Genomic DNA, 22,665 nt, shown 5'->3' on the forward strand with positions numbered 1-22,665 from the left:
GGCAACGGGCCGACCTCCCGGAAGGGTGGCCGGCCCGTCGAAAACGGGTTCCGCTGCTGGTCGGTGGGAGATCAGCAGTCCTTGAAGGCGGTGCAGACCGGCTTGGCGATCGCGCTCAGCACGGCGCTGTCGGCGGGCGCGGACCAGGCGGTCTTCGGGTGCCCGCCCTTGGCTGCCTGCGCGTGCAAGGTGAGTTCGACGAGCGCGCCGCCGGAGGTGGTCAGGTACTCGTGCACCGTCACGGTGCCGCCGTCGGCCTGCGGCACCGTGACGGTCGCGACCAGGTGCTCGCTCTCGTCCACGGTGATCTCGGCCTTGGCGCCGGGCGCGGTGGTGGCGCAGTGCTTCACCTCGTCCTTGACGGCGCCGAGCAGGCCGAACGCGGACTGCACGGCCGCGCTGCTCTTGTTGGCGTCGCCGAAGGTGACGATGCTCTGGTCGGCCTTCCAGTCGTCGGGCGCGCCGCCCAGCGAGGCGGTGTCCACGCCGGGCACGGTGTCCGCCCAGTCGGCGGAGCGCTTGCTGTGGCAGAGCTGCTCGATCTGGAACTGGCCCTTGGCGCCCAGGCTCTTCGCCGCGGGCGCCGTCCAGTGCAGCGCCGCGTTCAGCGGCACCTGCTGCGGGTTGATCCAGGCCGCCGCCGGAACGGTCGAGGCCTTCCCGCCACCGGCGGACTGCGCCGCGCTCGGGTCGGTCTTCGGGCTGCCGGACTCGGTCCCGCCCGCGGACGGCGCCCCGCTGGCGGCGGGCGGCGCGGCGGCCGTCTTCCCGGCGTCGCCCCCGTCCGTGTTGTCGGGGTCGCAGGCGGTCAGAACGGCGACGGCGGTCAGGCAGGCCACCGCGGTGGCGGCGAGGCGGAACGGACGCACGTGGATCCTCGGATTCGAGAAGGAAGAGAAGGGCGGACGGTGGATCGTTCGGACCCCGCGAGCCGCCGCCCGCCGTGAACGGTCGGGCGCGGCGCGCGGGTTGACGACGATCAGTAACCGCGGTGCGGACGGTTCGGGTCGGCCTGCTGCACCTTGGACGCCAGGTCGTGGCCGTCCGGCGAGACGTGGTACCGGTCGCGGATGTAGTTCATCGAGGCCGCGACGTTCGCCACCGGGTCGTAGATGTCGGTGGAGGTGCCCTTGACGTGGTACGCCGCGAAGGTGGACGGAATGGTCTGCCAGCCGCCGCGCGAGCTGTTCAGCGGCGCGCCGTCGGCCTGCTTCGCACCGTGCGCGTTGGTGTCCCACAGGTTCACCTGCGAGGTGGGCGCGTTGAACGACGACTCGCGGTCGGCGATGGTCAGCATGCCCTTCGTCCACGCCGCGCGGGCCGCCGGGTCGGTCACGCCCATCGCGTCCAGCGCCTGCGCGATGTACTCGCGGCAGGCGGCCTCGCCGCTCTTGTACTGGCCCTTGCCGCCGTACGTGACCTCGCCGGTCTTGATCGCTCCGGCATGCGAGATCTCGACCTTCGGGTCGTTGCCGTGCCCGCTGCCGCCGCCGTGGTCGCCGCCGCCGCTGCCGCCGCCGTGGTCGCCGCCCTTGTTCGGGCTCTTCGGCATCGGCGCGCTGGGCTTCTTCGGCGCGGGCTTCTCCGTCGGCTTGTGGTCGCCGCCCTGGCCCGGGCTCTTCGGCATGGGCTGCGTGGGGGCCGGCTTGCGAACGCCCTCGTGGGCGCGCCTCTCGGCCTCCTCGTACCGCTTGATCACGATGCCGATCTTCTTGGTGTCCTCGGCGAGCTCCTTGGTGAGCTTCGCCTTGGTCGCCTCCAGCGCCGCGACCTGCTGGTTGATCGCGTTCACCTGCTGGCGGACCTGCGAGACCATCTCGGCGAACCCGAGGATGCTGCCCATCGCGCCGGCGGCCAGGTCGGTGCTCACCGCCTTCGCGATCGTGCCCTGGATCCGGCCGGTCTGCTGCGTCATCTCGTTCATGCGCTGCTGAATCATCGCGAAATCCCGCTGGATCTTCGCGAGCTCGCCCGCCTTGAAACCGAAGCCTGCTGCCATGTCGTGTCTACTCCCCCGTCGAACCTGACGCCCGTTCAGTCGTTTATCCCACCACAAGGCGTCTCGCGGCAATCACCGGCCCCCACCGCGTGCGCGACTACCCACGGGGCCCGCCGGGCAAACCACCCGCCGGGGGTATTGCCTCGACGCTCGGCTGCCGAGATGCCGGAGTGCGACCGGCGCGCGACCATGGCAGGCGTGGACCGTCCGCGTGCGGTCCACCTCCGATCCGCCTCCGACCGCACCACCGCGACTCACTGCCGAGAGCCGCAGCCGACCGGCCGGTGTCCTACCGGAAAGGCTGGGATTCGATGTTCCAACTCCTCTGGATTCTGCTGATCGGCTTCGTGCTGGGCGTGCTGGCCAAGCTGATCCTGCGCGGACCGCAGGCCATCCCGTGGTGGCTCACCATGCTGCTCGGCGCGGCCGGCGCCCTGCTGGGCAACGCGGTGGCCGGCTGGATCGGCGTCCGCCACACCTCCGGCATCGACTGGATCCGCCACCTGCTCCAGCTCGGCTTCGCGGTCGCACTGGTCGCCTTCGCGTCCCCCGCGTGGGCCAAGTCCCACCCCAACAGATGACACACCGCCCCCGCCGGTCGCCGCTGCCACCGCCGCCGCCCGTCGACCACTGCGCTCGGCGGGCGGCGGCGTGTTTCGGCGAGGGCGCGTCACGAGCTGTGCACCGGGCCGGACGAACGGATCCGGTCGCGGCTACCCGGCTGCCCAGGCCACGACGACGCGAGCGCCAACGCCGCAGCAGGCGAAACCACGCAAGCGCCGGCGCCGCGTCAGGCGAAGCGGGAGCTGCGCACCGGGCCCGACGAGCGAATCCGGTCGCGGTTGCCGATCGCCCAGGTCGTGGTGGCGCGGGTGGCGAAGGCTGCGAGGGCCTCGTTCGGGTCGGGTGGGGTCTGGCCGTCGCCCTCGTCCGGGGCGGCGGTGGCGGTGCGGATCCGGTCTGCGAGTTCCGCCGCCGGGGCGTCGTCGGCGGGCCCCTGCTCGACCTGGCCGTCCTCGTCGACCCGCAGGCGCGGCTCCCACGGCGCGGCCACGTGCTGCACCAGCAGGCCCGAGATGTCCGCCGAGACGGCCGGCGAGTCCGTCCAGCACGTCGCGTGCTCGTACAGCAGCTCGCCGGGCGCCCGCTCGTACAGCGCCTCGACGAGCTCCTGGTCGCATTCGTTCAGGTCGTACGCCACCACCAGCGCGTCCGCCGTCGCCGCGCCCGGACGGTACGGGGCCGCGGGCAGTCCGAACAGCGCCGCGGCTGCCAGGCCCAGCGCCTCGCTGCCCCGATCCGGCAGCAGCGCCACCGAGGACGGGCGGCGGCCGGTCGCGGCCAGCACGGTGCGCAGCCGCTCCAGGCTGTGGTGGCAGTTCTCGTAGCTGTCGCCGAGCATCGCCCAGCGGCCCGTCATACCGGCCTGGAACCCGTGGGTCGAGAGCGTGGCCAGCAGGCCGCCGGTCAGCGTGTAGTGCCAACCCCGCAGGTCCGTCGGCCCGGCGGGCGGGACGGCCGCGGCGCGGGCCAGCGAACGGCGGATCCGGTCGGCGGCGGGCGCCCAGGTGTCGCCGTCCGGCGCCTCCAGCGCCTCGAACACCTCACGGGCCAGCTCGACCCGGCCGTCCATCAGCGCGTTGTGCGCCAGCAGGTACCCGTCCGGCCAGTCGCCGGTGATCGCCCGGTGCTCCTGCAGCACGGCGACGGCCTCGGCGTGCCGCTCACCGTCCTCCAGCGCGACGGCCAGCTCCAGCAGTACCTGACGCGGGTTGACCTGCCGCCCGCCACCCCGCCCGAACAGTTTCCGCTTCGCCGGCACCGCACCCGCCCGCAACGCCTCGCGCAGCGCCGGGACGGCCAACTCCGAGAGCCCGTGCTCGATGCACGCGTACCCGTACGCGTACAGCGCGCCCGCGCCCGCGCCCGCGTCCGCCGGACGACCCGCGAGGGCGCCGGCCGCGTCTGCCAGCTCGTCGATGCCGACGGACTCCGCCAACTTCCTTACCACCGGCGCGAGTTCGGCGGCCGGAAGATTGTCGGCCACCCTCCGGAGCTCCCGCACAGCACCCTGCGGGTCACCGGCATCGAGCAACTCCCACGCCTTGGCGAGGTCGGAACGCAAAACAGTCTCCTCGTGAACGGACGGGCGCCCCCGGACCACCCGGTTCGCACACCCGCCCGATCATCGCTTTCGCGCCGCCACCCCGCCAACCCGATTTCGCCTCCGGCCGTACGAGGATCACCGCCGTGAACCACGCCGGCGGATCGAGCACGGACGACCTCCTCGCCCTGGTCCGCGAGGCCCCCACGAGGCAGGCCCGCCCCGGGGCGTATCCGCCCTCACCGCATAGAAACAGCGAAGCCCCCGGCGAAGGCGTCGGGGGCTCAACTGCGGGGTGTTGCGGTCACACGTTGCCGAAGCGGCCGGCCTTCACGGCGTCGATGAAGGCGTCGAAGCTTGCAGGGCCAAATCGGAGGTGCGCCCCCTCCGGGTCCTTACTGTCCCGAACAGGAACGATGCCCTCGGCGGCAACCAGGTTCCGCGCCACCTCCACGCACTCCCCGCCGTTGCTGCTGTACGACGACTTGAACCACACGGGCTCGGTCACGGCACTTCCCTCCTTAGCTGGCCGATCAGGGCCACAGACTCAGCCTGTGAGAGTGCTGTGGTCTGTAGCTGATAGTAGGCCGTCAGCACCGGTAGGACTGCACCGGTTTCTCGCTCAAGATGACCTTGTTGCGCGGACTCTGCGTAGGACATGAGGGACCTGTCCGGCAGGGTGAGCACATACACAGGAAGATCGAAGGCCCGGTCCTCGCCTATGGCGAGAGGGGCAATCTGCAACACGGTGTGCGGCATCCCGGCGAAAGTCAGCAAAGCATCCAACTGATCGGCCATGACCGCTGGCCCGCCGACCGGGCGGCGAATACAACTCTCATCCAGAACCGCATGGATCTGTGGTGGCGGTTCCCGGCGCAGGGCCGCTTGCCGACGTGCGAGGTAGGCCACCCGTTCATCGGCCTGGCCCTGCGTGATGCTGCCTCGACGGACTGCCCCTGCGGCGATGGCTCGTGCGTAGTCGATGGTCTGGAGTACTCCGGGCACGATGCCCAGGGTGAACAGGCGCAGTTCCACGGCACGAGACTCGTGCGCGACGTACTCAGGGAAGCCTTCAAGCAGTACCGAGCTGTGCAGATCCTGCGCTCGACGCTGGAATACGTTTTCGGTACCCAAAGCCTTGTCAAGTTCCCGAGAAAACCTGGGAGTTGGGGGGCGCCTGCCATTCTCCACGGCAGACACGTGCGTCCCCGAGTAGCCGGTGTGTTCGCCCAACTCCTCCTGAGTCCACTTCCTTGCCTCGCGTGAGCTGCGCAGGAATGCGCCGAACGCTGCTTCGGGCGACTCGGCGGGGTCCAGCTCAGACCGGTTCACCGTCTCAACTCCTTACTCTCCGAGCAACTTTGACAAGTTGAACACTTTGCGGCGCTGGGCCACAGTGAAGCCCCTCGGTAGTGGCTCGACTACGGAAGGGCACGACGTGATGGACGTGGACTCTAGACCCGAACCGCCGTTGGCGAAGGCCATTCGTCAGCAGCGAGCAGAGGCGCGCGCGGCGTGTGACGCCCTGGCCGAAGTTGCCGATGCATTCGACATTGAGTTGCCGGAACTCGGCGTCGACCGGTCCGAGCTCTTCACCGGCGAAGTGCTGGTGGACGTGGGTCGGATGCGGGTGGAATCGGTGCGGTTGCTGGCCGAACACCTGCAACTCCTCAATCAGCATTGGGACACGATTGCTGCCGCCGTCGCCGAGCCCGTCACGCCCGCCGTCCCGCTGTTCCGCCCGAACGTCGGGGACCTGGTGGTGGACACGGCGACGGGCCGAGCCGGCGAGTTCCGCGGCGAGGATGGCGACACGTGGTGTCTCGCCGCGGTGTCCGGTGACAGCGAGCCGTGGACGGCCGACCCGCTCACGGTGCGAACGGCGACCGTCAACGAGCTGGTGCGGGTAGGCATGACGGCGAGGATCAACCGTCAGCCGAAGGCGGGGTGAGCCGTGACGCGCGTGACGCTGGTGACGGGCGTGCTGGTGTTCGGCGTCGGGGCTGTGGAGAAGCCCCGATGACCGACCCGGCAACGGCCCCGCGCACGTGAACTACACCCGGGCCGACGGATACCTGTTGGAGATCGAGGGGACCGTCGAGAACCCGTTCGTCATGTAGTCCGACGCGATCACGCACACGAAGTCGTGCGCCGAAGACGCGGTGCGCAAGGTGCTGGGCATCCTCGCGGACGAGCCGGTCACTCTCCGCATCACCACCGATGACGACTGGCTGTTCGCACGAACGGATGCGGTGGAGCTGGCCGACGACTGACGTTCCACCAGACCCCGCCGATGCCACTCGGCGGAAGGGCGCGTTCTCTCCTGCACGCGCCGCAGTCCCGGTCCGTCCCGACGGCACCGGGCCGGGGCTGCACCTCTCGACTCCCGGCGGGGCCTGTGCCCCGTCGGGCACCAAGACCCCACCCGGTCCCACGCGCCCGGGGCGGGCACCACGAACCGATCCAGTGGAGGAACGTTGGGCACCGCGCCCGGCCACCCGGTCACGTCGTACGTCCTGTGCACCGGTTCCGGTGACCGTCTGCTGATCGTTCAGGCCGCAGGTCTCGGAATGTGGCACCTGCCTGGCGGTGTGGTGGAGGCGGGCGAGTCTCCGCTTGACGCGGTTCGCCGCGAGGCTCGCGAGGAACTCGGCCTGGCGCTCGATCTGTTGCCGGACGATCTCCTCGGGACGGTGTGGGTGCAGGCCCGCCGCGAGGGCGCTCGGGGCCGCATCGTGTTCCTGTGGGCGGGACCGATGCTCAGTGCCGCCGACACCGACCGAATCGCCTTGCAGGAACGGGAGTTGTCGGCGTGGCGCTGGGCGGGCGCGGACGACGCCCACCGACTGTTGCACCCTGCCGTGGCTGCTCGAATCCGGACGCCTCTCCAGTGGCCCGGACGCGTTACCTATCAAGAGACCCGAAACGGAAGGACAGACCCCAATGACGGCCGAGTTCCCTGCCAGGACCCTGCGCATCGGCACGCGTAGTTCGCCGCTCGCCCTGGCCCAGACGGACATGGTGATCGCCGCCCTGCGCGCGCACGTCCCCGAGCTGGTGACCGAGATCGTGCCGGTGACCACCGAGGCCGACCTGTGGCAGGGCGACCTGGCGCAGCTCGGCGGCAAGGGCCTGTACACCAAGCAGATCGACGCGATGCTGCAAGCGGGCAAGGTGGACATGGCCGTCCACTGCGTGAAGGACGTGCCCGGCGACGTGCCCTTGCCCCGCGGGTTGGTGTTCGCCGCGTACATGGAACGTCCGGACGTGCGGGACGTGCTGCTGTTCCCCGAGGGTTCCGAGTGCCGCACGCTCGCCGACCTGCCGCCGGGCGCGATCATCCTGTCGTCGGCGGTCCGCCGGAAGGCACAGATCCTGCGCGCCCGGCCGGACTTGAAGGTCGTCCGGGTTCGCGGGGCCGTCGGGAGCCGGTTGGAGAAGCTGGACGGCACGAGGAAGATCGACGTCCAGGCGCACGGCATGATCCTCGCCACCGCGGGGCTCGCCCGGCTCGGCATCGAACGGCCCGGCCACGTGCTCGGCCTCGACGAGATGCTCCCGGCCGTCGGCGCGGGTGTCCTCGGGCTGGAGTGCCGCCAGGAGGACCATGCCGTCGCCGCGCTGCTGGAGAAGGTCAACCACCCGCGCACGCAGCGCGAGGTGACGGCGGAACGCGTCATGCTGCACGGGCTCCGCGGCCACTGCAACAGCCCCATCGCCGGACACTGCACCACCGAGGCCGACGGGCAACTCTCCCTGCGCGGCATGGTGTTCGACCGCGAGGGCAGCAAGTTCGCCAACGCGATGATGTGGGACGAACACCAGGGCGACCCGGCCGTCCTCGGTGCCCGCGTCGCCGCCGAACTCCTCCGCCAGGGCGCGCGAGAGATCATCTCGGGAATCCCGCACTGACCTGACGCCGCCTGGCCCCGTCCGCATGAGCAGTAGCGTACGGGGCCTCGCCGCGCAGCAGGGCCAACTACCGCCCCCACCTACACGTTCACCACCGGCCGCACCGCCGACGCCACCCCTGCGGCCACCGCCAGCGGGTCCCGCAGCGGGCGGCCCAGCAGCTTCGCCAGGGCGGGTGAAGTCCCGGCAAGGAAGCCGTGGCGGATGGTGGTGGCGAGGGAGCTGAGCATGGGGGGTTGGAAGGGGAGCAGGGCGGGGGTGGCGAGCAGGCGGGTGCGGTAGGTGGCGAGGGGGAGGGTGTGGTGGGGGACGCCGAGGGTGGTGGCGACGGCGGGCGCGGTGAGGGGGGTGCCGGTGAGGTCGTGGATGAGGCCGGTGTGGGGGGTGGGGTCGGCGGCGACCTTTGCGGCGGCATCGGCGAGGTCGGCGCGGGCGACGGCGGCCAACGCGCCGTCACCGAAGGGGGATTCGAGGCCGGAGGAGGTCCAGGTGAGGAGGCCGCCGAAGAGTTCGGCGTAGAGGCCGTTGCGGAGGATGGTCCAGGGAAGGCCGCTGTCGCGGATCAGGAGTTCGGTGGCGCGGTGGGCGGCGGCGAAGGCGAGGTGGTCACCGGCGGTGGTGAGGCTGGTGTAGACGACGTGGCCGACACCGTCGCGGACGGCCGCGTCGAGGACGGCGGTGTGCCGGGCGATGACGACGTCGTCCTCCGCGTAGCCGGCGGAGATGAGCAGGAGGGTGGTGACGCCGCGCAGGTCGAGCGTGGCGGGGTCGTCGAAGTCGAGGTGTCGCATGCCCTCGCGAGGGGTGCGGCTGCCGCCGAGTGAAGGCACGCCGGCCAGGCGCAGTGCGGCGAGCGTGGCCGCGCCGAGGTTTCCGTTCGCTCCGGTCACCAGAATCATGATCAGTCACAGCCTTTCGCGCCGTCGGCCCTGGTTCTTTTCGGTAACCAGTCGTTACGGTGATCCTCGGCCGCGCGACGACCGTCCACAAGGAGGCAGTTCGATGTCACTGACGCACACCGCGGTAACCACCCCCGCCGAGCTCGAATCGTGCGGGCGGCAGGATCATCCGGACTGCGGGATCCGGGACGTGCTGGACCGGATCGGCGACAAGTGGTCGGTCCTGGTGATCGTCGAACTCGCGGGCGGGCCAAGAAGGTTCAGGGATTTGCAGCGCGCCGTCGAGGGCATCTCGCAGCGGATGCTGACGCTGACCGTCCGGCGGCTGGAGCGCGACGGGCTGGTGCTGCGCACGGTGTATCCGACCGTCCCGGCGCAGGTGGACTACCGGCTGACGGAGACCGGCGCGGGCCTGACGCACCTGGTGAAGGCGCTCGCCGACTGGTCGCTGGCGCACCGCGCGGTGATCGCCGAGGCCCGGCACGCGTACGACCTGGAGCACCCGGAGAACGAGATCCGGTGACCCGGGAGGGCGGCAACAAGCCCTCCCGGGCGGTCGGTCAACCGGAGGTCGGGCGGTCCCGCGCGGGCGGCCGGGCGGCAGGGCGCATTCCCCTTGCCCGGGCGGTCTCCGCGGCCTCCTCGGCGGCCAGCAGGTCCAGCACCTCGCCGGCCGGGCCGGGCCGGGCGGAGGCGGTCAGGACGGCGCCGGCGAAGGTGGAGCTGATGCCCGCGTCGCCGGGTAGCGGGCCGACCACGCGCACCCCGGGCAGGTCCATCAGCTCGCTGTGCTGCTGGAAGGCGAGGTCGGCTTCGCCGGAGGCGAGCAGCGTGCCGGCCGGCACCCCGGGCGGTGCCTGGACCAGACGGTCCCGGAGCGCCTCGGCGAGTCCCTGACGGTTGATCAGGTCAAGCACGGCGGTGCCGCTCGGGCCGGTCGAGTAGGCGATCCGACTGGCCGTCAGCAGTGCGGCCCGCAGGGCCTCCTGACTGTCGATGGCCGGTGCCGGGGAGCCCTCGGGGACGGCGGCGACCACCTGGGAGACCCACAGCGGGCGGGCCGTCGCGGCGAGCACCAGACCCTCGGCGGCGAGCGCTGCCAGCGCGTCCTCGGCGAGCACCAGCACGTCGCCCGCCGCCCCTTCCCGGACCCGCCGGGCCACCTCCACGCCGCCTGCCGACTCGAACCGTACCGGTATGTCGTGCGCACGCCCGATCCACTCGGACAGCTCGGCCAGGATCGGCCGGGTCGCCATCGAGGACAGGCCGACGATCTCTTCGTCCACGTCTGCTCCTTGCGTCCGGCAGATGCTACGACGGGCGATCGGGCTGTTCAACGGCGGTCTGCCACACTGCGCGGTTGACTTCCTCCCCGGCTGAAGCCGGGGGTATCCACGAAAGGACCCTGATGAACACCACCCCGAGCACCGCCGCCGGAAAGGTCCTGGACGTCCTGGCCGTCTTCGACCGCGAGCACCCGGTGCTGACCCTGTCGGAGATCGCCCGGCGGGCGGGCCTGGCCGTGAGCACCGCGCACCGGGTGGTGTCCGAACTCGCGGCGTGGGGCGCGCTGGAGCGGTCCGAGGACGGCTCCTGGCACGTGGGACTGCGGCTGTGGGAGGTCGCCTCGGGCTGCCCGCGGACGCAGATCCTGCGGGACGCGGCGCTGCCGTTCATGCAGGACCTGTACGAGGCGACCCACGAGAACATCCAGCTCGCCGTGCGCGAGGGCACCGAGCTGGTCTTCGTGGAGCGGATCGCCGGGCACCGCTCGGTGGAGCTGCTGACCATGGTCGGCACCCGGTTCCCGGTGGCGTCGACGGGCATGGGCCGGGTGTTGCTGGCGCACGCGCCGGCCCAGCTCCAGGAGGAGGTGCTCGGCGCTCCGCTGCCGGCCTGGACGCCCCACACCGTCACCGAACCGAGGACGCTGCGGGCGCAGTTGGACCTGATCCGCCGCGAGCAGGTCTTCGTCAGCGACCGGCAGTTGTCGCAGAGCACGGTGGCGGTGGCCGCGCCGGTGCGGATCGGGCGGGACGGGCCGGTGAGTGCCGCGCTGGGCATCGTGATCGCGGCGCGGGACGCGGACCGGGCCCGGGGGCTGCGCGAGCCGCTGCTGCGGGCGGTGGGCGCAATCTCGGCGGAGCTCGGCCGGCGGGCCCGCACCGGGCGGTGAGCAACCGGGCCCGCACCGGACAGTGAGCAGCAAGCTTTCCGCCTGACGGAAAGCCGGGAGACCGGCCGCGGGTCGGGCTGCCAGCGTTCGGGGGAGGAAATCCCCCGCCGCTGTTCTGGAGACGCCATGGCCGACGCCATCCCCGCCGCCTCGATCGACACCGTCACCCGGGCCCCCGTCGCGATCGTCGGCGCCGGTCCGGCCGGTCTGATGCTGGCTCACCTGCTGGGCCGCGCCGGGGTGGAGGCCGTCGTCCTGGACACCCGGACCCGGCACGAGATCGAGACCACCCAGCGGGCCGGCATCCTGGAGGCCGACGTGGCCCGGGACCTGGTGGAGACCGGGGTCGGTGACCGGATCCTGCGCGAGGGCCACGAGCACACCGGCGTCGAACTGCGCTTCGGCGGCCGGGCGCACCGGATCGACTTCCAGGGCCTGGTGGGCGCCTCGACCTGGCTCTACCCGCAGACCGACGTGTTCATCGACCTGGCCGACGCCCGCGAACGCGACGGCGGCACCGTGCACTTCGGGATCCGCGACACCGAGGTGCTGGACGTCGACACCGCGGCGCCCAGGGTCCGCTGGACGGCGCCCGACGGCACCCGGCACGAGGTGCGGGCCCGGTACGTGGTCGGCGCGGACGGCTCGCGCAGCATGTGCCGGGACCTGGTGCCGGAGCGGAGCCGGGTGCGCTACGGGCACGAGTACCCGTTCGCCTGGTTCGGCATCATGGCCGCGGCCCCGATGAGCTCCCCCGAACTCGTCTACGCCCACTCCGAGCAGGGTTTCGCGCTGATCAGCCAACGCACCGACACGGTGCAGCGGATGTACTTCCAGTGCGATCCGCAGGACTCGGTGGACGCCTGGACGGACGACCGGATCTGGCAGACGCTCCAGGCCCGGGTGGCGGGCGAGGACGGCTTCCGGCTCCAGGAGGGGCCGGTGCTGGAGAAGAGCGTGCTGCGGTTCCGGTCGTTCGTGCAGGAGCCGATGCGCTGGGGTTCGCTGCTGCTGGCGGGCGACGCGGCGCACACCGTTCCGCCGACGGGGGCGCGCGGCCTCAACCTGGCGCTGCACGACGTGAAGGTGCTCGCCCCGGTGCTGCTGCGGGCGCTCGGCGCCGAGGGGGCGGCCGCGCTGGACGACTATCAGCCGCGCGCCCTGGCGCGGGTGTGGCGCGCCCAGCACTTCTCGTCCTGGATGACCAGGCTGCTGCACCTGGCGCCCGGCGCGAGCGCCTTCGACCTGCGGCGCCAACTCGGCGAGCTTGACAGCGTGGTGGGCACCCGAGCGGGTCGCGGCTACCTGGCCGAGCAGTACACCGGCTGGCCGACCCGGGGCTGACCCGGGGCTGACCCGGACCGCTGACGCCCCATCGAAAAAGGACCTTCACGTGATCATCGACTGCCACGGCCATTTCACCACTGCCCCGCCGCAGCTCGCCGCCTGGCGCGAGCGCCAGCTCGCCGCCCTCGACTCGCCGTCCGACGCGCCCGACCCGGCCGGGCTGCGGATCTCGGACGACGACCTGCGGGCGGCGATCGAGCCGAACCAGCTGCGGCTGATGGACGAGCGCGGCACCGACCTGACGGTGTTCTCGCCGCGGGCCAGCTTCATGGCGCACCACCTCGGCGACTTCGCGGTGTCCGCCGCCTGGGCGCGGATCTGCAATGACCTGGTGCACCGGGTCAGCACGCTCTACCCCCGGCGCTTCGCGATGGGCGCGATGCTGCCGCAGTCCCCCGGCGTCGACCCGGCGACCTGCCTGCCGGAGCTGCGGCGCGCGGTGGAGGAGCTGGGCGCCGTCTCGGTGAACCTCAACCCCGATCCCTCGGGCGGGCGTTGGACGGCCCCGCCGCTGACCGACCGGTCCTGGTACCCGCTGTACGAGGCGCTGGTGGAGTACGACGTGCCGGCCATGATCCACGTCAGCACCTCGTGCAACCCGGCGTTCCACACCACCGGCGCGCACTACCTGAACGCGGACACCACCGCGTTCATGCAGCTGCTCCAGGGCGACCTGTTCGCGGACTTCCCGACGCTGCGGTTCGTCATTCCGCACGGCGGCGGCGCGGTGCCCTACCACTGGGGCCGGTTCCGCGGGCTGGCGCAGGCCCTCGGCGGGCCGCGGCCGGAGGACCTGCTGGGCCGCAACGTCTTCTTCGACACCTGTGTCTACCACCGGCCGGGCATCGACCTGCTGACGTCCGTCGTCCCGTCCGAGGGCGTGCTGTTCGCCAGCGAGATGATCGGCGCGGTGCGCGGGATCGACCCGCTGACGGGCCACCACTTCGACGACACCCGGCGGTACGTGGACGCCACCGACCGGCTCTCCGACGAGCAGCGGGCGGCCGTGTACGCCGGCAACGCGCTGCGCGTCCACCCCCGACTGGCCGCCCGCCTCGCCGCGTCCGGCCGCTGACCCCCAGGAGCGATGCACATGCACACCGAACTCGGTGTCGTCCGCACCACGATCGAACGGCCCGATGCGGCCGCGGTGGCCGCGCTGTCGGCGTTCGGCACGGCGACCGTCCACGAGGCGATGGGCCGCACCGGCCTGACCCGCCCCTACCTGCGGCCGGTGTACCCGTCGGCGCGGCTGTGCGGCCCGGCGGTCACGGTGCTGCTCCAGCCCGGCGACAACTGGATGCTGCACGTCGCGGCGGAGCAGATCCGGCCCGGCGACGTGGTGGTGGCGGCCTGCACGACGGAGAGCGAGGACGGGTTCTTCGGCGAGCTGCTGGCGACCTCGTTCCGTTCCCGGGGCTGCGCGGGCCTGGTGATCGACGGCGGCGTGCGGGACGTCGCGGACCTCGCGGCGATGGACTTCCCGGTGTTCTCCCGGGCGATCAACGCGCGGGGCACGGTGAAGGCGACCCTCGGTTCGGTCAACGTGCCGGTGGTGTGCGCCAACGCGCCGGTGCGCCCGGGCGACGTGATGCTGGCGGACGCCGACGGCGTGGTGGTGGTGCCGCGCGAGCGGGCCGCCGAGGTCGCCGAGGCCTCCGCCCGGCGGGAGGCGGCCGAGGCGGGCAAGCGCGAGCGGCTGCGCTCGGGCGAGCTGGGCCTGGACATGTACGGCATGCGCGGCCCGCTGGCCGCGCTCGGACTGCGCTACGAGGACTGAGCCATGACGACCGATCAGCAGAAGACCCCCGGCTGGCTGGACTGGCACCCCTCCCCCGCCCGTCCGGCGCTCGCCCTCCCGGCCGGCGCGGTGGACGCGCACTGCCACGTGTTCGGCCCCGCCGCGCAGTTCCCGTACGCGCCGGAACGCAAGTACACGCCGTGCGACGCCTCCGCCGAGCAGCTGTTCGCCCTCCGCGACCACCTGGGCTTCGCCCGCAACGTGATCGTCCAGGCGACCTGCCACGGCGCCGACAACCGCGCCCTGCTGGACGCCCTGCACCGCTCCGGCGGCCGGGCCCGCGGCGTGGCCACCGTCAGGCCGGGGGTGAGCGACGCCGAGCTGCGGGAGCTGCACGCGGCCGGCGTGCGCGGGGTGCGGTTCAACTTCGTGCGCCGCCTGGTCGACGTGACGCCCCGCGCCGAGCTGTGGGACGTGGTGGAGCGGATCGCCCCGCTGGGCTGGCACGTGGTGCTGTACTTCGAGGCGGCCGACCTGGCGGAGCTGCGCGAGTTCTTCCTCTCCATTCCGGTGCCGCTGGTGATCGACCACCTGGGCCGGCCGGACGTCTCCAAGGACCCGGACGGCCCGGAGTTCGCCGGGTTCCTCTCCTTCCTGCGCGCCCGGGACGACATCTGGTGCAAGGTGAGCTGCCCGGAGCGCCTGTCGCTCACCGGCCCGCCGGCCCTGGACGGCGAACGGGACGCCTACCGGGACGTGGTGCCGTTCGCCCGCCGGGTGGTCGAGGAGTTCCCCGACCGGGTGCTGTGGGGCACCGACTGGCCGCACCCCAACCTGAAGGACCACATGCCGGACGACGGCCTGCTGGTCGACTTCCTCCCGCACATCGCCCCGACCGAGGAGCTGCGCCGGCGGCTGCTGGTCGACAACCCGAACCGCCTCTACTGGCCTTCCCCGGAAGGGAGTTGACGACCATGGCAGTCGACCGCACGTACCGGCTCGTCCCCGGGACCACCATCTTCGACGCCGACCAGTCCGCAAAGGGCTACCACCTCAACCAGTTCTGCATGTCGCTGATGACGGCCGAGAACCGCGCCGCGTACCTGGCCGACGAGCGCGGCTACCTGGACGCCTGGCCGCTGCGCGAGGCACAGAAGCAGGCGCTGCTCGACCGGGACCTGAACGCGGCGATGCGCGAGGGCGGGAACATCTACTTCCTCGCCAAGTGGGGTGCCACGCTGGGGTTCTCGTTCCAGCAGATGGCGGGCTCGATGACCGGCATGACCGAGCAGGAGTACCGGGACATGATGGTCTCCGGCGGCCGCTCGGCCTCCCTCCCCGGCAACCGGATCGACCGCGCGGTGCTGGAGGCCGCCCACGCCGACCAGTCGCCGCCCGTGGCACACGCCGCCGTCTCGGCCGCCGTGTTCACCTCGCACGTCCCGGCGATCGGCGCGGCGATGGACCACGGAAAGACCGAAGAACCGTACTGGCAGCCGGTGTTCGCCGGGTACGAGCACTCCCGGCAGTGGGCCCGGGAGAACGTCCCCGACGTGGTGATCCTGGTCTACAACGACCACGCCAGCGCCTTCGACCTCTCGCTGATCCCGACGTTCGTGCTGGGCACCGGCGCCGCCTATCCGACCGCCGACGAGGGCTACGGCCCGCGCCCGGTGCCGGGCATCGAGGGCGATCCGGAGCTGGCCGCGCACCTCGCGCACTGCCTGATCCGGGACGACTTCGACCTGACACTGGCCAACGAGATGCCCGTCGACCACGGGCTGACGGTGCCGCTGTCGCTGATGTTCGGCGACGTGGAGCGGTGGCCGTGCCGGGTGATCCCGCTCCACGTCAACGTGGTGCAGTACCCGGTGCCGTCCGGGGCGCGCTGCTTCGCGCTCGGGCGGGCGCTGCGCCGGGCGATCGAGTCCTACCCGCGGCCACTGAACGTGCAGGTCTGGGGCACCGGCGGGATGAGCCACCAACTCCAGGGCCCGCGCGCCGGGTTGATCAACCGGGAGTGGGACAACGCGTTCCTGGACCGGCTGGTCGCCGACCCGGCGGGCCTGGCCCGGGTGCCGCACCTGGAGTACGTCGAGGAGGCCGGCTCGGAGGGCATCGAGCTGGTGATGTGGCTGATCGCCCGCGGCGCGCTGAGCGACGTCGACGACGGCGGCCGGGTCGACGTCGAACACCGCTTCTACCACGTGCCGGCGTCCAACACCGCCGTCGGCCACCTGATCCTGAACAACCACCCCCGCCTCGAGGAGAACTGAGATGACCACCCAGCAGCCCCTACGGATCGCCCTGGCCGGCGGCGGCGCGTTCGGCGCCAAGCACGCGGCGGCCCTGCGCCGGATCGAGGGCGTGGAGCTGGCCGCCGTGGTCTCCTCCTCCCCGGAGAGCTCCCGCAGGTTCGCCGCCGAGCAGGGCGTCGACCGGGCGGCCGGCAGCCTGGACGAGGTCCTGGCCATGGACGACGTGGACGCGGTGATCCTGGCCACGCCGACGCCGCTGCACGCCGCGCAGACCCAGGCCTGCCTGGCGGCGGGCAAGCACGTGCAGGTGGAGATCCCGGTCGCCGCCTCGCTGCCGGACGCCGAGGCCTGCGTGGCCGAGGCGGAACGCACCGGACTGGTGGCGATGGCCGGGCACACCCGCCGGTTCAACCCCAGCCACCAGTGGGTACGCCGGCGGATCACGGCGGGCGAGTTCGCGATCCAGCAACTCGACGTGCAGACCTACTTCTTCCGCCGCACCAACCTCAACGCCCTAGGCCAGAAGCGCAGTTGGACCGACCACCTGCTGTGGCACCACGCCGCGCACACCGTCGACCTGTTCGCCTACCAGACCGGTTCGCCGATCGTGCAGGCCAACGCGATCCAGGGGCCGGTCCACCCGGAACTGGGCATCGCGATGGACATGTCGATCCAGCTGAAGGCGGCGAGCGGCGCGATCTGCACCCTCTCGCTCTCCTTCAACAACGACGGCCCGCTGGGCACGTTCTTCCGCTACATCGGCGACACCGGCACCTACCTGGCCCGCTACGACGACCTGTTCACCGGCGCGGACGAGCCCGTCGACGTCAGCGGAATCGACGTCTCCCTGGACGGCATCGAACTCCAGGACCGCGAGTTCGTCGCGGCGATCCGCGAGGGCCGCGAACCCAACGCCTCGCTCGCCCAGGTACTGCCCTGCTACCGCACCCTGGCGGCCCTGGAGCAGCAACTCGCATGACGGCGTGAACCGCCCCGGGCCCGGGCCGCGCTCTGCGGCTCGGGCCTGCGGCGTCCCTGCCGTCGGCCCGGGCCGCACGAACCGCCGCCACGCAGGGGCGCGTCGGAGATTCTTGACGCGTCGGACTTTTCCGACGCATAGTGGTGGCCATGCGAACCGATGTGTTCGGCGCGCTGGCAAACCCGGTGCGCCGCCGACTGCTCGAAACCCTGCGGGAGGGTCCTCGCTCCACCGGGGAGCTGGCCGGCCTGTTCGAGCTCGGGAGGCCCGCGGTGTCCGAGCACCTGGCGGTGCTCCGAGCCTCCGGGCTGGTGAGCGAGGAACCGCGCGGACGGCACCGCTTCTACCGCCTCGAACCGGCGCGGCTGGCCGAGGTGGGCGAGTGGCTGCATCCGTTCGAGCACTACTGGAAGCAGCGCCTGGAAGCGCTGTCCGATCTTCTGGACGAGGACGACGAGACGTGACCGAGAACAACACCATCACCTGCGAGAAGTTCCTGCCCCACCCGCCGGCGGCGGTGTGGAAGGCCCTGACCGACCCCGGGCTCCTGGCCCGCTGGTGGGCCGCCGGGGACATCAGGCCGGTCGTCGGCCACCGCTTCGCCCTCGACATGGGCAACTTCGGCAGCCAGCCCTGCGAGGTGACCGAGGTGGACGACCAGCGACTGCTGGCCTACCGGTTCGCCGAGGGCTCGCTCGACACCACCATCACCTGGGCGCTGCATCCCGAGGGCCGGGGAACCCGCCTCGTCCTCACCCACGCGGGCTTCGACCTCGACTCCCCGATGGGCAGGCAGGCGTTCGACGGCATGGGCCACGGGTGGCCGCACGTCCTGAGCCGCCTCGACTCCGTCCTCGGCGACGCCTCTCCGTCCGTGTGACACGCAGGCCAACGAGGCGTCGGGACCGGAAGGTCCCGACGCCTCGTCATTTTCGTTGGTCAGGCGTAGAACCGGGAGACGCTCTGGAGCACGGCGGCCGGCTTGGTGGCGCCCTCGATCTCCACCGTGCCGTCCACGGTGATCTGCACTCCGCCCGGCACCTCCTCGACCTCGGCGAGGCGGGCGAGCAGGCGGATGCGGGAGCCGACCTTGACCGGCGAGGGGAAGCGGACCTTGTTCAGGCCGTAGTTGACCTTGGTGGTGACGCCCTCGACCTCCAGCAGTTCGGTGAACAGCGGGATGAACAGCGACAGCGTCAGGTAGCCGTGCGCGATGGGGGCGCCGAACGGGCCGGCGGCGGCCCGTTCGGGGTCGGTGTGGATCCACTGGTGGTCGTCGGTGGCGTCCGCGAAGGTGTCGATGCGCTGCTGGGTGACCTCCAGCCAGCGGCTGGTGCCGAGGTCGGCGCCGGCCAGCGACTTCAGCTCGTCGAGGCCGTTGACGGTGAGTGCCATGGGTGTTGCCTTTCGGTGGGTTCAGCTGCCGTGCCGGGCACGGAGCCGGTGCTTGAGGATCTTTCCGGAGGCGGTGCGCGGCAGTTCCTCCGCGAGCACCACCGATTTCGGGAGCTTGTACTTGGCGAGCACCCCGGCCAGCGCGGCGAGCAGCGCCGCCGGGTCGAGGTCCGCCCCGGCCTCGGGGACCACCACGGCCCGGCCGACCTCGCCCCACTTGGCGTCGGGGACGCCGAAGACGGCGCACTCGGCGACGCCGGGCAGGGCGAGCAGGGCGTCCTCCACCTCGGCGGGGTAGACGTTCTCGCCGCCGGAGATGTACATGTCCTTGAGCCGGTCGGCGATGGTGACGTAGCCGTCGGCGTCGGCCCGGGCGGCGTCGCCGCTGCGGAACCAGCCGTCGTGGAAGGACTGCGCGGTGGCCTCGGGCAGACCCCAGTAGCCGGGGCCGACGTTGGGCCCGTGGACCAGGAGTTCGCCGATCTCGCCCGGCGCGGCCGGCCGGCCGTCGGGGGTGAGCAGCCGCACGTCGGTGAAGAAGTGCGGGACGCCCGCGCTGCCGGCCTTGGCGGCGGCGTGTTCGGCGTCCAGGAAGAGCACGCCGGGTGCGGTCTCCGTCATGCCGTAGCCCTGGAGGAAGGCCAGGCCGCGCCGCAGGTAGGTGTCGATCAGCGTGGTCGGCACGGGGGCGCCGCCGCAGTTGAGGACCCGCAGGCTGCTCAGGTCCGCGCTCTCCCAGCGTTCCTGAGCGGCGATCAGGTGGTACATGGTCGGCACGCCGAACAGGTAGCTGATCCGCTCGCGTTCGATGATCTCCAGCGTCGCGGCGGGGTCGAAGGACTCCACCAGGTGGCAGGTGCCGCCCTTGAGCAGGACCGGCAGGGTGAGCATGTTGAGGCCGGCCGTATGGAACAGCGGCGCGCTGACCAGGGCCCGGTCGTCGGCGGTCAGGTCCACGTCCACCAGCACGTTGTACGCGTTCCAGGTCAGGTTGCCGTGGGTGAGCACGGCGCCCTTGGGACGGCCGGTGGTGCCCGAGGTGTACATGATGATGCAGGTGTCGTCGAGCGTCACCGGCTCGTCGATCGGGGTGGGATCGGCGGTCAGCAGAGCCTCGTAGGCGGGGCCGACCTGCACCGTCAGCGACGGGCCGGCGCCCACCAGGCCCGCGCAGTCGGGGGCGTGGATCAGCGCCTTCGCCCCGCTGTCCGTCAGCTGATAGGCGATCTCGGGTGCGGCGAGCCGGGTGTTCAGCGGGACGAAGACCGCGCCGAGCAGGCCGGTGGCGAACAGGGTCTCCAGGAAGGCGGGGTGGTTGGGCCCCAGGTACGCCACCCGGTCGCCGCGGCGCAGTCCGGCGGCGCGCAGGGCCTGGGCGAGGCGGGTGGTGCGGTCGGCCAGCTGGGCGTAGCTGACGGTGTGTCCGTGGTGGACGAGTGCGGTGCGGTGCGGGGTCTTCCGGGCCCGGCGGGCGGGCCAGGAGCCGATTCCCTCGTTGCGCATGGGCGGTTGGGGCCCTTTCAGCTCAGCCCGAGCAGCCGGGCGGCGTTGTCCTTGAGGATCTTCGGCCGGACCTCGTCCTTGATCGGCAGCTTCGCGAAGTCGGCGAGCCAGCGGTCGGGGGTGAGGACCGGGTAGTCGGAGCCGAACAGCACCTTGTCCTTGAGCAGGGTGTTGGCGTACTGCACCAGCTGCGGCGGGAAGTACTTCGGGGACCAGCCGGAGAGGTCGATGTGCACGCCGGGCTTGTGGGTGGCGACGGCCAGCGCCTCGTCCTGCCAGGGGAAGGACGGGTGGGCGAGGATGATCTTCAGGTGCGGGAAGTCGGCGGCCACGTCGTCCACGTGCATCGGGTTGGCGTACTTGAGCCGGATGCCGCCGCCGCCGGGGACGCCCGCGCCGATGCCGGTCTGGCCGGTGTGGAACAGCGCGACGGTGCCGGTCTCCTCGATCAGCTCGTACAGCGGGTAGGCGAGCCGGTCGTTGGGGAAGAAGGCCTGGATGCTCGGGTGGAACTTGAAGCCCTTGACGCCGTACTCCTCGACCAGGCGCCGGGCCTGCCGGACGCCCGCCTTGCCGCGGAACGGGTCGATCGAGGCGAACGGGATCAGCACGTCGGCGTTGGCGGCGGCGGCCTCGGCGATCTCCTCGTTGGGGACGGGCGGGCGTCCGGTGGCGTGTTCGGCGTCGACCGTGAACACCACGGCGGCCATCTTCCGCTCCCGGTAGTACGCGGCCATCTCGGCGACGGTGGGCTTGCGGTCGCCGGCCACCTTGAAGTAGCCGCTGGAGGCGTCGTTCAGTTCCTCGTCCAGCGAGGCGTGGCCGTGCGCGGAGACCTCGGCATGGGTGTGGACGTCGATCGCGGTCAGCTCGGCGAGGTTCACTTCGCGCTCGCGGGGACGACCGGGGCGGGGATGCCGACGCTCTGCGGTTCGCGGCCGACCGAGCCGGCCCAGACGGCGGCGATCGTCTCGGGGCTCCAGCCGCCGTCGGCGTACGCGGTCGCCACTTCCTGCGGGTGCGACCACAGGGCGAGCTTGTCGCCGCCGATGCCGATGCACTGGCCGGTGATGCCGGCGGCGGCGTCCGAGGCGAGGAAGGGCAGCAGCGCGGCGCAGTCCTCGGCGGTGCCGAAGCCCTCGCCCTTGCGCAGGAAGTCCGGCAGCGGCGCGCCCTGCTTCATCGCCTCGATGTAGGGGGCGAAGGCGGGGATCGTCTCGGTCATCGCGGTGGCGGCGACCGGGACGACGGCGTTGACGGTGATGCCGGCCCGGCCGAGCTCCATCGACCAGGTGCGCACCATGGCGGCGATGCCGGCCTTGGCGGCGGCGTAGTTGGTCTGCCCGAAGTTGCCGCGCTGTCCGGCCGGGGAGCCGATCATGATCAGCCGGCCGCCGTCGCCCTGCTCGCGCATCCGGACGGCGGCGGCGCGGGCGCAGGTGAAGGTGCCGCGCAGGTGGGTGGCGATGACGGCGTCGAAGTCGTCGTCGGTCATCTTCCAGAGCACCTTGTCGCGCAGGATGCCCGCGTTGGTGACCATCACGTCGAGCCGCCCGAAGGCTTCGACGGCCCGGTCCACCAGCAGTTGGGCGGCTTCGGTGGTGCCGACCGCGGCGGCCTGGGCGACCGCCCGGCCGCCGGCGTCCCGGATGGTGGCGGCGGCCTGCTCGGCGGTGTCGGCGTCCAGGTCGTTGATCACGACGGCGGCGCCGGCGTGGGCGAGGGCGGTGGCGTAGGCGAGGCCGAGGCCGCGCCCGCTGCCGGTGACGACGGCGACCTTGCCGGTGAGGTCGAGGGGCTTGGCCGGGGTGGCGGAGGATTCGTTGCTCATGGCCATTGAAGCTAAGAACAATGATTGCTCTTGTCAATGATTGCTGAGGACCCAGATTTCCGGGCATGATGGGCCCCATGAGTGACGCCCCCTGGATGCACAGCCTGCAGACCGACGCCGGATACCTGCTGTACCGGCTCGGCCAACGGGCCGGCAGCCTGTTCAACGCCGCCCTCGAGCAGCACGGCCTGCGCCTGCGCCACCACGCGATCCTGCGCTTCCTGGCCACCGTCGACGGCGCCCGCCAGCGCGAACTCGCCGACCGCCTCGGCTACGACCCGAGCGCCGTCGTCACCCTGCTCGACGACCTCCAGCGCCTCGGCCTGACCGAACGCCGGGCCGACCCCGCCGACCGCCGCAACCGCATCGTGGTGCTCACCGAGGCCGGCCGCGAACTGCTGCGCACGGCCGACGCCGACAGCCGCCGGGTCACCGACGACCTGCTGCACCCCCTCGACGCCGCCGACCGCGCGACCCTCCTCACCCTGCTGCGCCACCTCGCCGAACCCACCCCCTGACGG

Annotated in this window: 26 protein-coding genes; 15 read left to right on the plus strand and 11 right to left on the minus strand. The window is 71.9% G+C overall.

Annotation, left to right across the window (positions count from 1 at the left end; translation table 11 throughout):
- Nucleotides 1-71: 71 nt before the first annotated feature.
- Together ACFYS8_RS19430 and ACFYS8_RS19435 are read right to left on the minus strand one after the other, a co-directional pair.
- Nucleotides 72-869 (minus strand): hypothetical protein, encoded by a 798-nt coding sequence (locus ACFYS8_RS19430; RefSeq protein ID WP_387642729.1) that lies wholly within the window; start codon nucleotides 867-869, stop codon nucleotides 72-74.
- Between the two features lie 110 nt (nucleotides 870-979).
- Nucleotides 980-1,999, minus strand: coding sequence for a transglycosylase SLT domain-containing protein (locus ACFYS8_RS19435; protein ID WP_387642730.1), 1,020 nt, complete (start codon nucleotides 1,997-1,999; stop codon nucleotides 980-982).
- A gap of 311 nt (nucleotides 2,000-2,310) precedes the next feature.
- Here ACFYS8_RS19435 and ACFYS8_RS19440 point away from each other — a divergent pair, with 311 nt between their 5' ends.
- The gene (locus tag ACFYS8_RS19440) at nucleotides 2,311-2,580 is read left to right on the plus strand and encodes a GlsB/YeaQ/YmgE family stress response membrane protein (protein ID WP_387642731.1); all 270 of its coding nucleotides are present in this window, start codon (nucleotides 2,311-2,313) and stop codon (nucleotides 2,578-2,580) included.
- Between the two features lie 209 nt (nucleotides 2,581-2,789).
- Here the strand turns inward: ACFYS8_RS19440 and ACFYS8_RS19445 are convergent, their stop codons facing one another.
- The 3 genes from ACFYS8_RS19445 to ACFYS8_RS19455 form a co-directional block, all read right to left on the minus strand.
- The gene (locus ACFYS8_RS19445) at nucleotides 2,790-4,124 is read right to left on the minus strand and encodes a hypothetical protein (protein ID WP_387642732.1); all 1,335 of its coding nucleotides are present in this window, start codon (nucleotides 4,122-4,124) and stop codon (nucleotides 2,790-2,792) included.
- 283 nt (nucleotides 4,125-4,407) lie between these two features.
- The gene (locus ACFYS8_RS19450; protein WP_387642733.1) at nucleotides 4,408-4,611 is read right to left on the minus strand and encodes a DUF397 domain-containing protein; all 204 of its coding nucleotides are present in this window, start codon (nucleotides 4,609-4,611) and stop codon (nucleotides 4,408-4,410) included.
- Nucleotides 4,608-5,435, minus strand: a complete 828-nt coding sequence (locus tag ACFYS8_RS19455; protein WP_387642734.1) for a Scr1 family TA system antitoxin-like transcriptional regulator — start codon at nucleotides 5,433-5,435, stop codon at nucleotides 4,608-4,610. Before ACFYS8_RS19455 ends, ACFYS8_RS19450 begins: the two co-directional genes overlap by 4 nt.
- A 106-nt stretch (nucleotides 5,436-5,541) precedes the next feature.
- On the opposite strand from ACFYS8_RS19455, the gene ACFYS8_RS19460 reads away from it, so the two are divergent.
- The 3 genes from ACFYS8_RS19460 to hemC all read left to right on the plus strand — a co-directional run bounded on the left by ACFYS8_RS19460 (nucleotide 5,542) and on the right by hemC (nucleotide 8,015).
- The gene (locus ACFYS8_RS19460; RefSeq protein WP_387642735.1) at nucleotides 5,542-6,054 is read left to right on the plus strand and encodes a hypothetical protein; all 513 of its coding nucleotides are present in this window, start codon (nucleotides 5,542-5,544) and stop codon (nucleotides 6,052-6,054) included.
- Nucleotides 6,055-6,580: 526 nt separating this feature from the next.
- Complete coding sequence (locus ACFYS8_RS19465; RefSeq protein WP_387642736.1) at nucleotides 6,581-7,093, plus strand: NUDIX domain-containing protein; 513 nt, start codon at nucleotides 6,581-6,583, stop codon at nucleotides 7,091-7,093.
- On the plus strand, nucleotides 7,047-8,015 hold the full coding sequence (gene hemC, locus ACFYS8_RS19470; protein WP_387642737.1) for a hydroxymethylbilane synthase: 969 nt from the start codon (nucleotides 7,047-7,049) through the stop codon (nucleotides 8,013-8,015). The genes ACFYS8_RS19465 and hemC overlap by 47 nt, the downstream gene beginning before the upstream one ends.
- Before the next feature lie 80 nt (nucleotides 8,016-8,095).
- Here hemC and ACFYS8_RS19475 read toward each other — a convergent pair whose 3' ends face one another.
- Entirely contained in the window at nucleotides 8,096-8,914 is an 819-nt protein-coding gene (locus ACFYS8_RS19475; protein WP_387642738.1) for an NAD(P)H-binding protein, read from the minus strand.
- Nucleotides 8,915-9,017: 103 nt separating this feature from the next.
- On the opposite strand from ACFYS8_RS19475, the gene ACFYS8_RS19480 reads away from it, so the two are divergent.
- Complete coding sequence (locus ACFYS8_RS19480; RefSeq protein ID WP_387642739.1) at nucleotides 9,018-9,437, plus strand: winged helix-turn-helix transcriptional regulator; 420 nt, start codon at nucleotides 9,018-9,020, stop codon at nucleotides 9,435-9,437.
- A 37-nt stretch (nucleotides 9,438-9,474) separates the two neighbouring features.
- On the opposite strand, the gene ACFYS8_RS19485 is transcribed toward ACFYS8_RS19480, so the two are convergent.
- The gene (locus ACFYS8_RS19485; protein WP_387642740.1) at nucleotides 9,475-10,200 is read right to left on the minus strand and encodes a substrate-binding domain-containing protein; all 726 of its coding nucleotides are present in this window, start codon (nucleotides 10,198-10,200) and stop codon (nucleotides 9,475-9,477) included.
- A 122-nt stretch (nucleotides 10,201-10,322) separates the two neighbouring features.
- Here ACFYS8_RS19485 and ACFYS8_RS19490 point away from each other — a divergent pair, with 122 nt between their 5' ends.
- The 9 genes from ACFYS8_RS19490 to ACFYS8_RS19530 all read left to right on the plus strand — a co-directional run bounded on the left by ACFYS8_RS19490 (nucleotide 10,323) and on the right by ACFYS8_RS19530 (nucleotide 18,295).
- Nucleotides 10,323-11,090, plus strand: a complete 768-nt coding sequence (locus tag ACFYS8_RS19490; protein ID WP_387642741.1) for an IclR family transcriptional regulator — start codon at nucleotides 10,323-10,325, stop codon at nucleotides 11,088-11,090.
- A gap of 126 nt (nucleotides 11,091-11,216) precedes the next feature.
- The gene (locus tag ACFYS8_RS19495) at nucleotides 11,217-12,434 is read left to right on the plus strand and encodes a 4-hydroxybenzoate 3-monooxygenase (protein WP_387642742.1); all 1,218 of its coding nucleotides are present in this window, start codon (nucleotides 11,217-11,219) and stop codon (nucleotides 12,432-12,434) included.
- Nucleotides 12,435-12,483: 49 nt separating this feature from the next.
- On the plus strand, nucleotides 12,484-13,512 hold the full coding sequence (locus ACFYS8_RS19500; RefSeq protein WP_387642743.1) for an amidohydrolase family protein: 1,029 nt from the start codon (nucleotides 12,484-12,486) through the stop codon (nucleotides 13,510-13,512).
- An 18-nt stretch (nucleotides 13,513-13,530) separates the two neighbouring features.
- Nucleotides 13,531-14,217, plus strand: coding sequence for a 4-carboxy-4-hydroxy-2-oxoadipate aldolase/oxaloacetate decarboxylase (ligK, locus tag ACFYS8_RS19505; RefSeq protein ID WP_387642744.1), 687 nt, complete (start codon nucleotides 13,531-13,533; stop codon nucleotides 14,215-14,217).
- Nucleotides 14,218-14,220: 3 nt separating this feature from the next.
- Entirely contained in the window at nucleotides 14,221-15,147 is a 927-nt protein-coding gene (locus tag ACFYS8_RS19510) for an amidohydrolase family protein (protein ID WP_387642745.1), read from the plus strand.
- Between the two features lie 5 nt (nucleotides 15,148-15,152).
- A complete protein-coding gene (gene ligA, locus ACFYS8_RS19515; protein ID WP_387642746.1) occupies nucleotides 15,153-16,454 on the plus strand; it encodes a protocatechuate 4,5-dioxygenase subunit alpha in 1,302 nt (433 codons plus the stop codon).
- A 1-nt stretch (nucleotide 16,455) separates the two neighbouring features.
- Nucleotides 16,456-17,415: a Gfo/Idh/MocA family oxidoreductase gene (locus ACFYS8_RS19520; RefSeq protein WP_387642747.1), complete on the plus strand. Its 960-nt coding sequence runs from the start codon at nucleotides 16,456-16,458 to the stop codon at nucleotides 17,413-17,415.
- 149 nt (nucleotides 17,416-17,564) lie between these two features.
- Nucleotides 17,565-17,879: an ArsR/SmtB family transcription factor gene (locus ACFYS8_RS19525; protein ID WP_387642748.1), complete on the plus strand. Its 315-nt coding sequence runs from the start codon at nucleotides 17,565-17,567 to the stop codon at nucleotides 17,877-17,879.
- Complete coding sequence (locus ACFYS8_RS19530) at nucleotides 17,876-18,295, plus strand: SRPBCC domain-containing protein (RefSeq protein WP_387642749.1); 420 nt, start codon at nucleotides 17,876-17,878, stop codon at nucleotides 18,293-18,295. Before ACFYS8_RS19525 ends, ACFYS8_RS19530 begins: the two co-directional genes overlap by 4 nt.
- A gap of 59 nt (nucleotides 18,296-18,354) precedes the next feature.
- On the opposite strand, the gene ACFYS8_RS19535 is transcribed toward ACFYS8_RS19530, so the two are convergent.
- The 4 genes from ACFYS8_RS19535 to ACFYS8_RS19550 are packed head-to-tail and all read right to left on the minus strand — an operon-like array spanning nucleotide 18,355 to nucleotide 22,150.
- Nucleotides 18,355-18,810, minus strand: coding sequence for a MaoC family dehydratase (locus ACFYS8_RS19535; RefSeq protein WP_387642750.1), 456 nt, complete (start codon nucleotides 18,808-18,810; stop codon nucleotides 18,355-18,357).
- 21 nt (nucleotides 18,811-18,831) lie between these two features.
- Nucleotides 18,832-20,313 carry a long-chain fatty acid--CoA ligase gene (locus ACFYS8_RS19540; protein ID WP_387642751.1) on the minus strand — a complete coding sequence of 494 codons (1,482 nt, stop codon included), beginning with the start codon at nucleotides 20,311-20,313 and terminating at the stop codon, nucleotides 18,832-18,834.
- Between the two features lie 17 nt (nucleotides 20,314-20,330).
- Nucleotides 20,331-21,197: an amidohydrolase family protein gene (locus ACFYS8_RS19545; RefSeq protein ID WP_387642752.1), complete on the minus strand. Its 867-nt coding sequence runs from the start codon at nucleotides 21,195-21,197 to the stop codon at nucleotides 20,331-20,333.
- On the minus strand, nucleotides 21,194-22,150 hold the full coding sequence (locus ACFYS8_RS19550) for an SDR family NAD(P)-dependent oxidoreductase (protein ID WP_387642753.1): 957 nt from the start codon (nucleotides 22,148-22,150) through the stop codon (nucleotides 21,194-21,196). The genes ACFYS8_RS19545 and ACFYS8_RS19550 overlap by 4 nt, the downstream gene beginning before the upstream one ends.
- A 71-nt stretch (nucleotides 22,151-22,221) precedes the next feature.
- Between ACFYS8_RS19550 and ACFYS8_RS19555 the strand changes: the two genes are divergently transcribed.
- Nucleotides 22,222-22,662 carry a MarR family winged helix-turn-helix transcriptional regulator gene (locus ACFYS8_RS19555; protein ID WP_387642754.1) on the plus strand — a complete coding sequence of 147 codons (441 nt, stop codon included), beginning with the start codon at nucleotides 22,222-22,224 and terminating at the stop codon, nucleotides 22,660-22,662.
- Nucleotides 22,663-22,665 lie beyond the last annotated feature (3 nt).

Source organism: Kitasatospora sp. NPDC004615, from assembly GCF_042873545.1.
Taxonomy (GTDB): Bacteria; Actinomycetota; Actinomycetes; order Streptomycetales; family Streptomycetaceae; genus Kitasatospora.

What these genes read in the sequence shown, in the direction of transcription:
- ACFYS8_RS19555 (WP_387642754.1), top strand. Translation starts at nt 22,222, where the DNA reads ATGAGTGACGCCCCCTGGATGCACAGCCTGCAGACCGACGCCGGATAC.
- ACFYS8_RS19435 (WP_387642730.1), bottom strand. Translation starts at nt 1,999, where the DNA reads ATGGCAGCAGGCTTCGGTTTCAAGGCGGGCGAGCTCGCGAAGATCCAG.
- ACFYS8_RS19490 (WP_387642741.1), top strand. Translation starts at nt 10,323, where the DNA reads ATGAACACCACCCCGAGCACCGCCGCCGGAAAGGTCCTGGACGTCCTG.
- ligK (WP_387642744.1), top strand. Translation starts at nt 13,531, where the DNA reads ATGCACACCGAACTCGGTGTCGTCCGCACCACGATCGAACGGCCCGAT.
- ACFYS8_RS19495 (WP_387642742.1), top strand. Translation starts at nt 11,217, where the DNA reads ATGGCCGACGCCATCCCCGCCGCCTCGATCGACACCGTCACCCGGGCC.
- hemC (WP_387642737.1), top strand. Translation starts at nt 7,047, where the DNA reads ATGACGGCCGAGTTCCCTGCCAGGACCCTGCGCATCGGCACGCGTAGT.
- ligA (WP_387642746.1), top strand. Translation starts at nt 15,153, where the DNA reads ATGGCAGTCGACCGCACGTACCGGCTCGTCCCCGGGACCACCATCTTC.
- ACFYS8_RS19520 (WP_387642747.1), top strand. Translation starts at nt 16,456, where the DNA reads ATGACCACCCAGCAGCCCCTACGGATCGCCCTGGCCGGCGGCGGCGCG.
- ACFYS8_RS19440 (WP_387642731.1), top strand. Translation starts at nt 2,311, where the DNA reads ATGTTCCAACTCCTCTGGATTCTGCTGATCGGCTTCGTGCTGGGCGTG.
- ACFYS8_RS19510 (WP_387642745.1), top strand. Translation starts at nt 14,221, where the DNA reads ATGACGACCGATCAGCAGAAGACCCCCGGCTGGCTGGACTGGCACCCC.
- ACFYS8_RS19550 (WP_387642753.1), bottom strand. Translation starts at nt 22,150, where the DNA reads ATGGCCATGAGCAACGAATCCTCCGCCACCCCGGCCAAGCCCCTCGAC.
- ACFYS8_RS19535 (WP_387642750.1), bottom strand. Translation starts at nt 18,810, where the DNA reads ATGGCACTCACCGTCAACGGCCTCGACGAGCTGAAGTCGCTGGCCGGC.
- ACFYS8_RS19480 (WP_387642739.1), top strand. Translation starts at nt 9,018, where the DNA reads ATGTCACTGACGCACACCGCGGTAACCACCCCCGCCGAGCTCGAATCG.
- ACFYS8_RS19540 (WP_387642751.1), bottom strand. Translation starts at nt 20,313, where the DNA reads ATGCGCAACGAGGGAATCGGCTCCTGGCCCGCCCGCCGGGCCCGGAAG.
- ACFYS8_RS19525 (WP_387642748.1), top strand. Translation starts at nt 17,565, where the DNA reads ATGCGAACCGATGTGTTCGGCGCGCTGGCAAACCCGGTGCGCCGCCGA.
- ACFYS8_RS19475 (WP_387642738.1), bottom strand. Translation starts at nt 8,914, where the DNA reads ATGATTCTGGTGACCGGAGCGAACGGAAACCTCGGCGCGGCCACGCTC.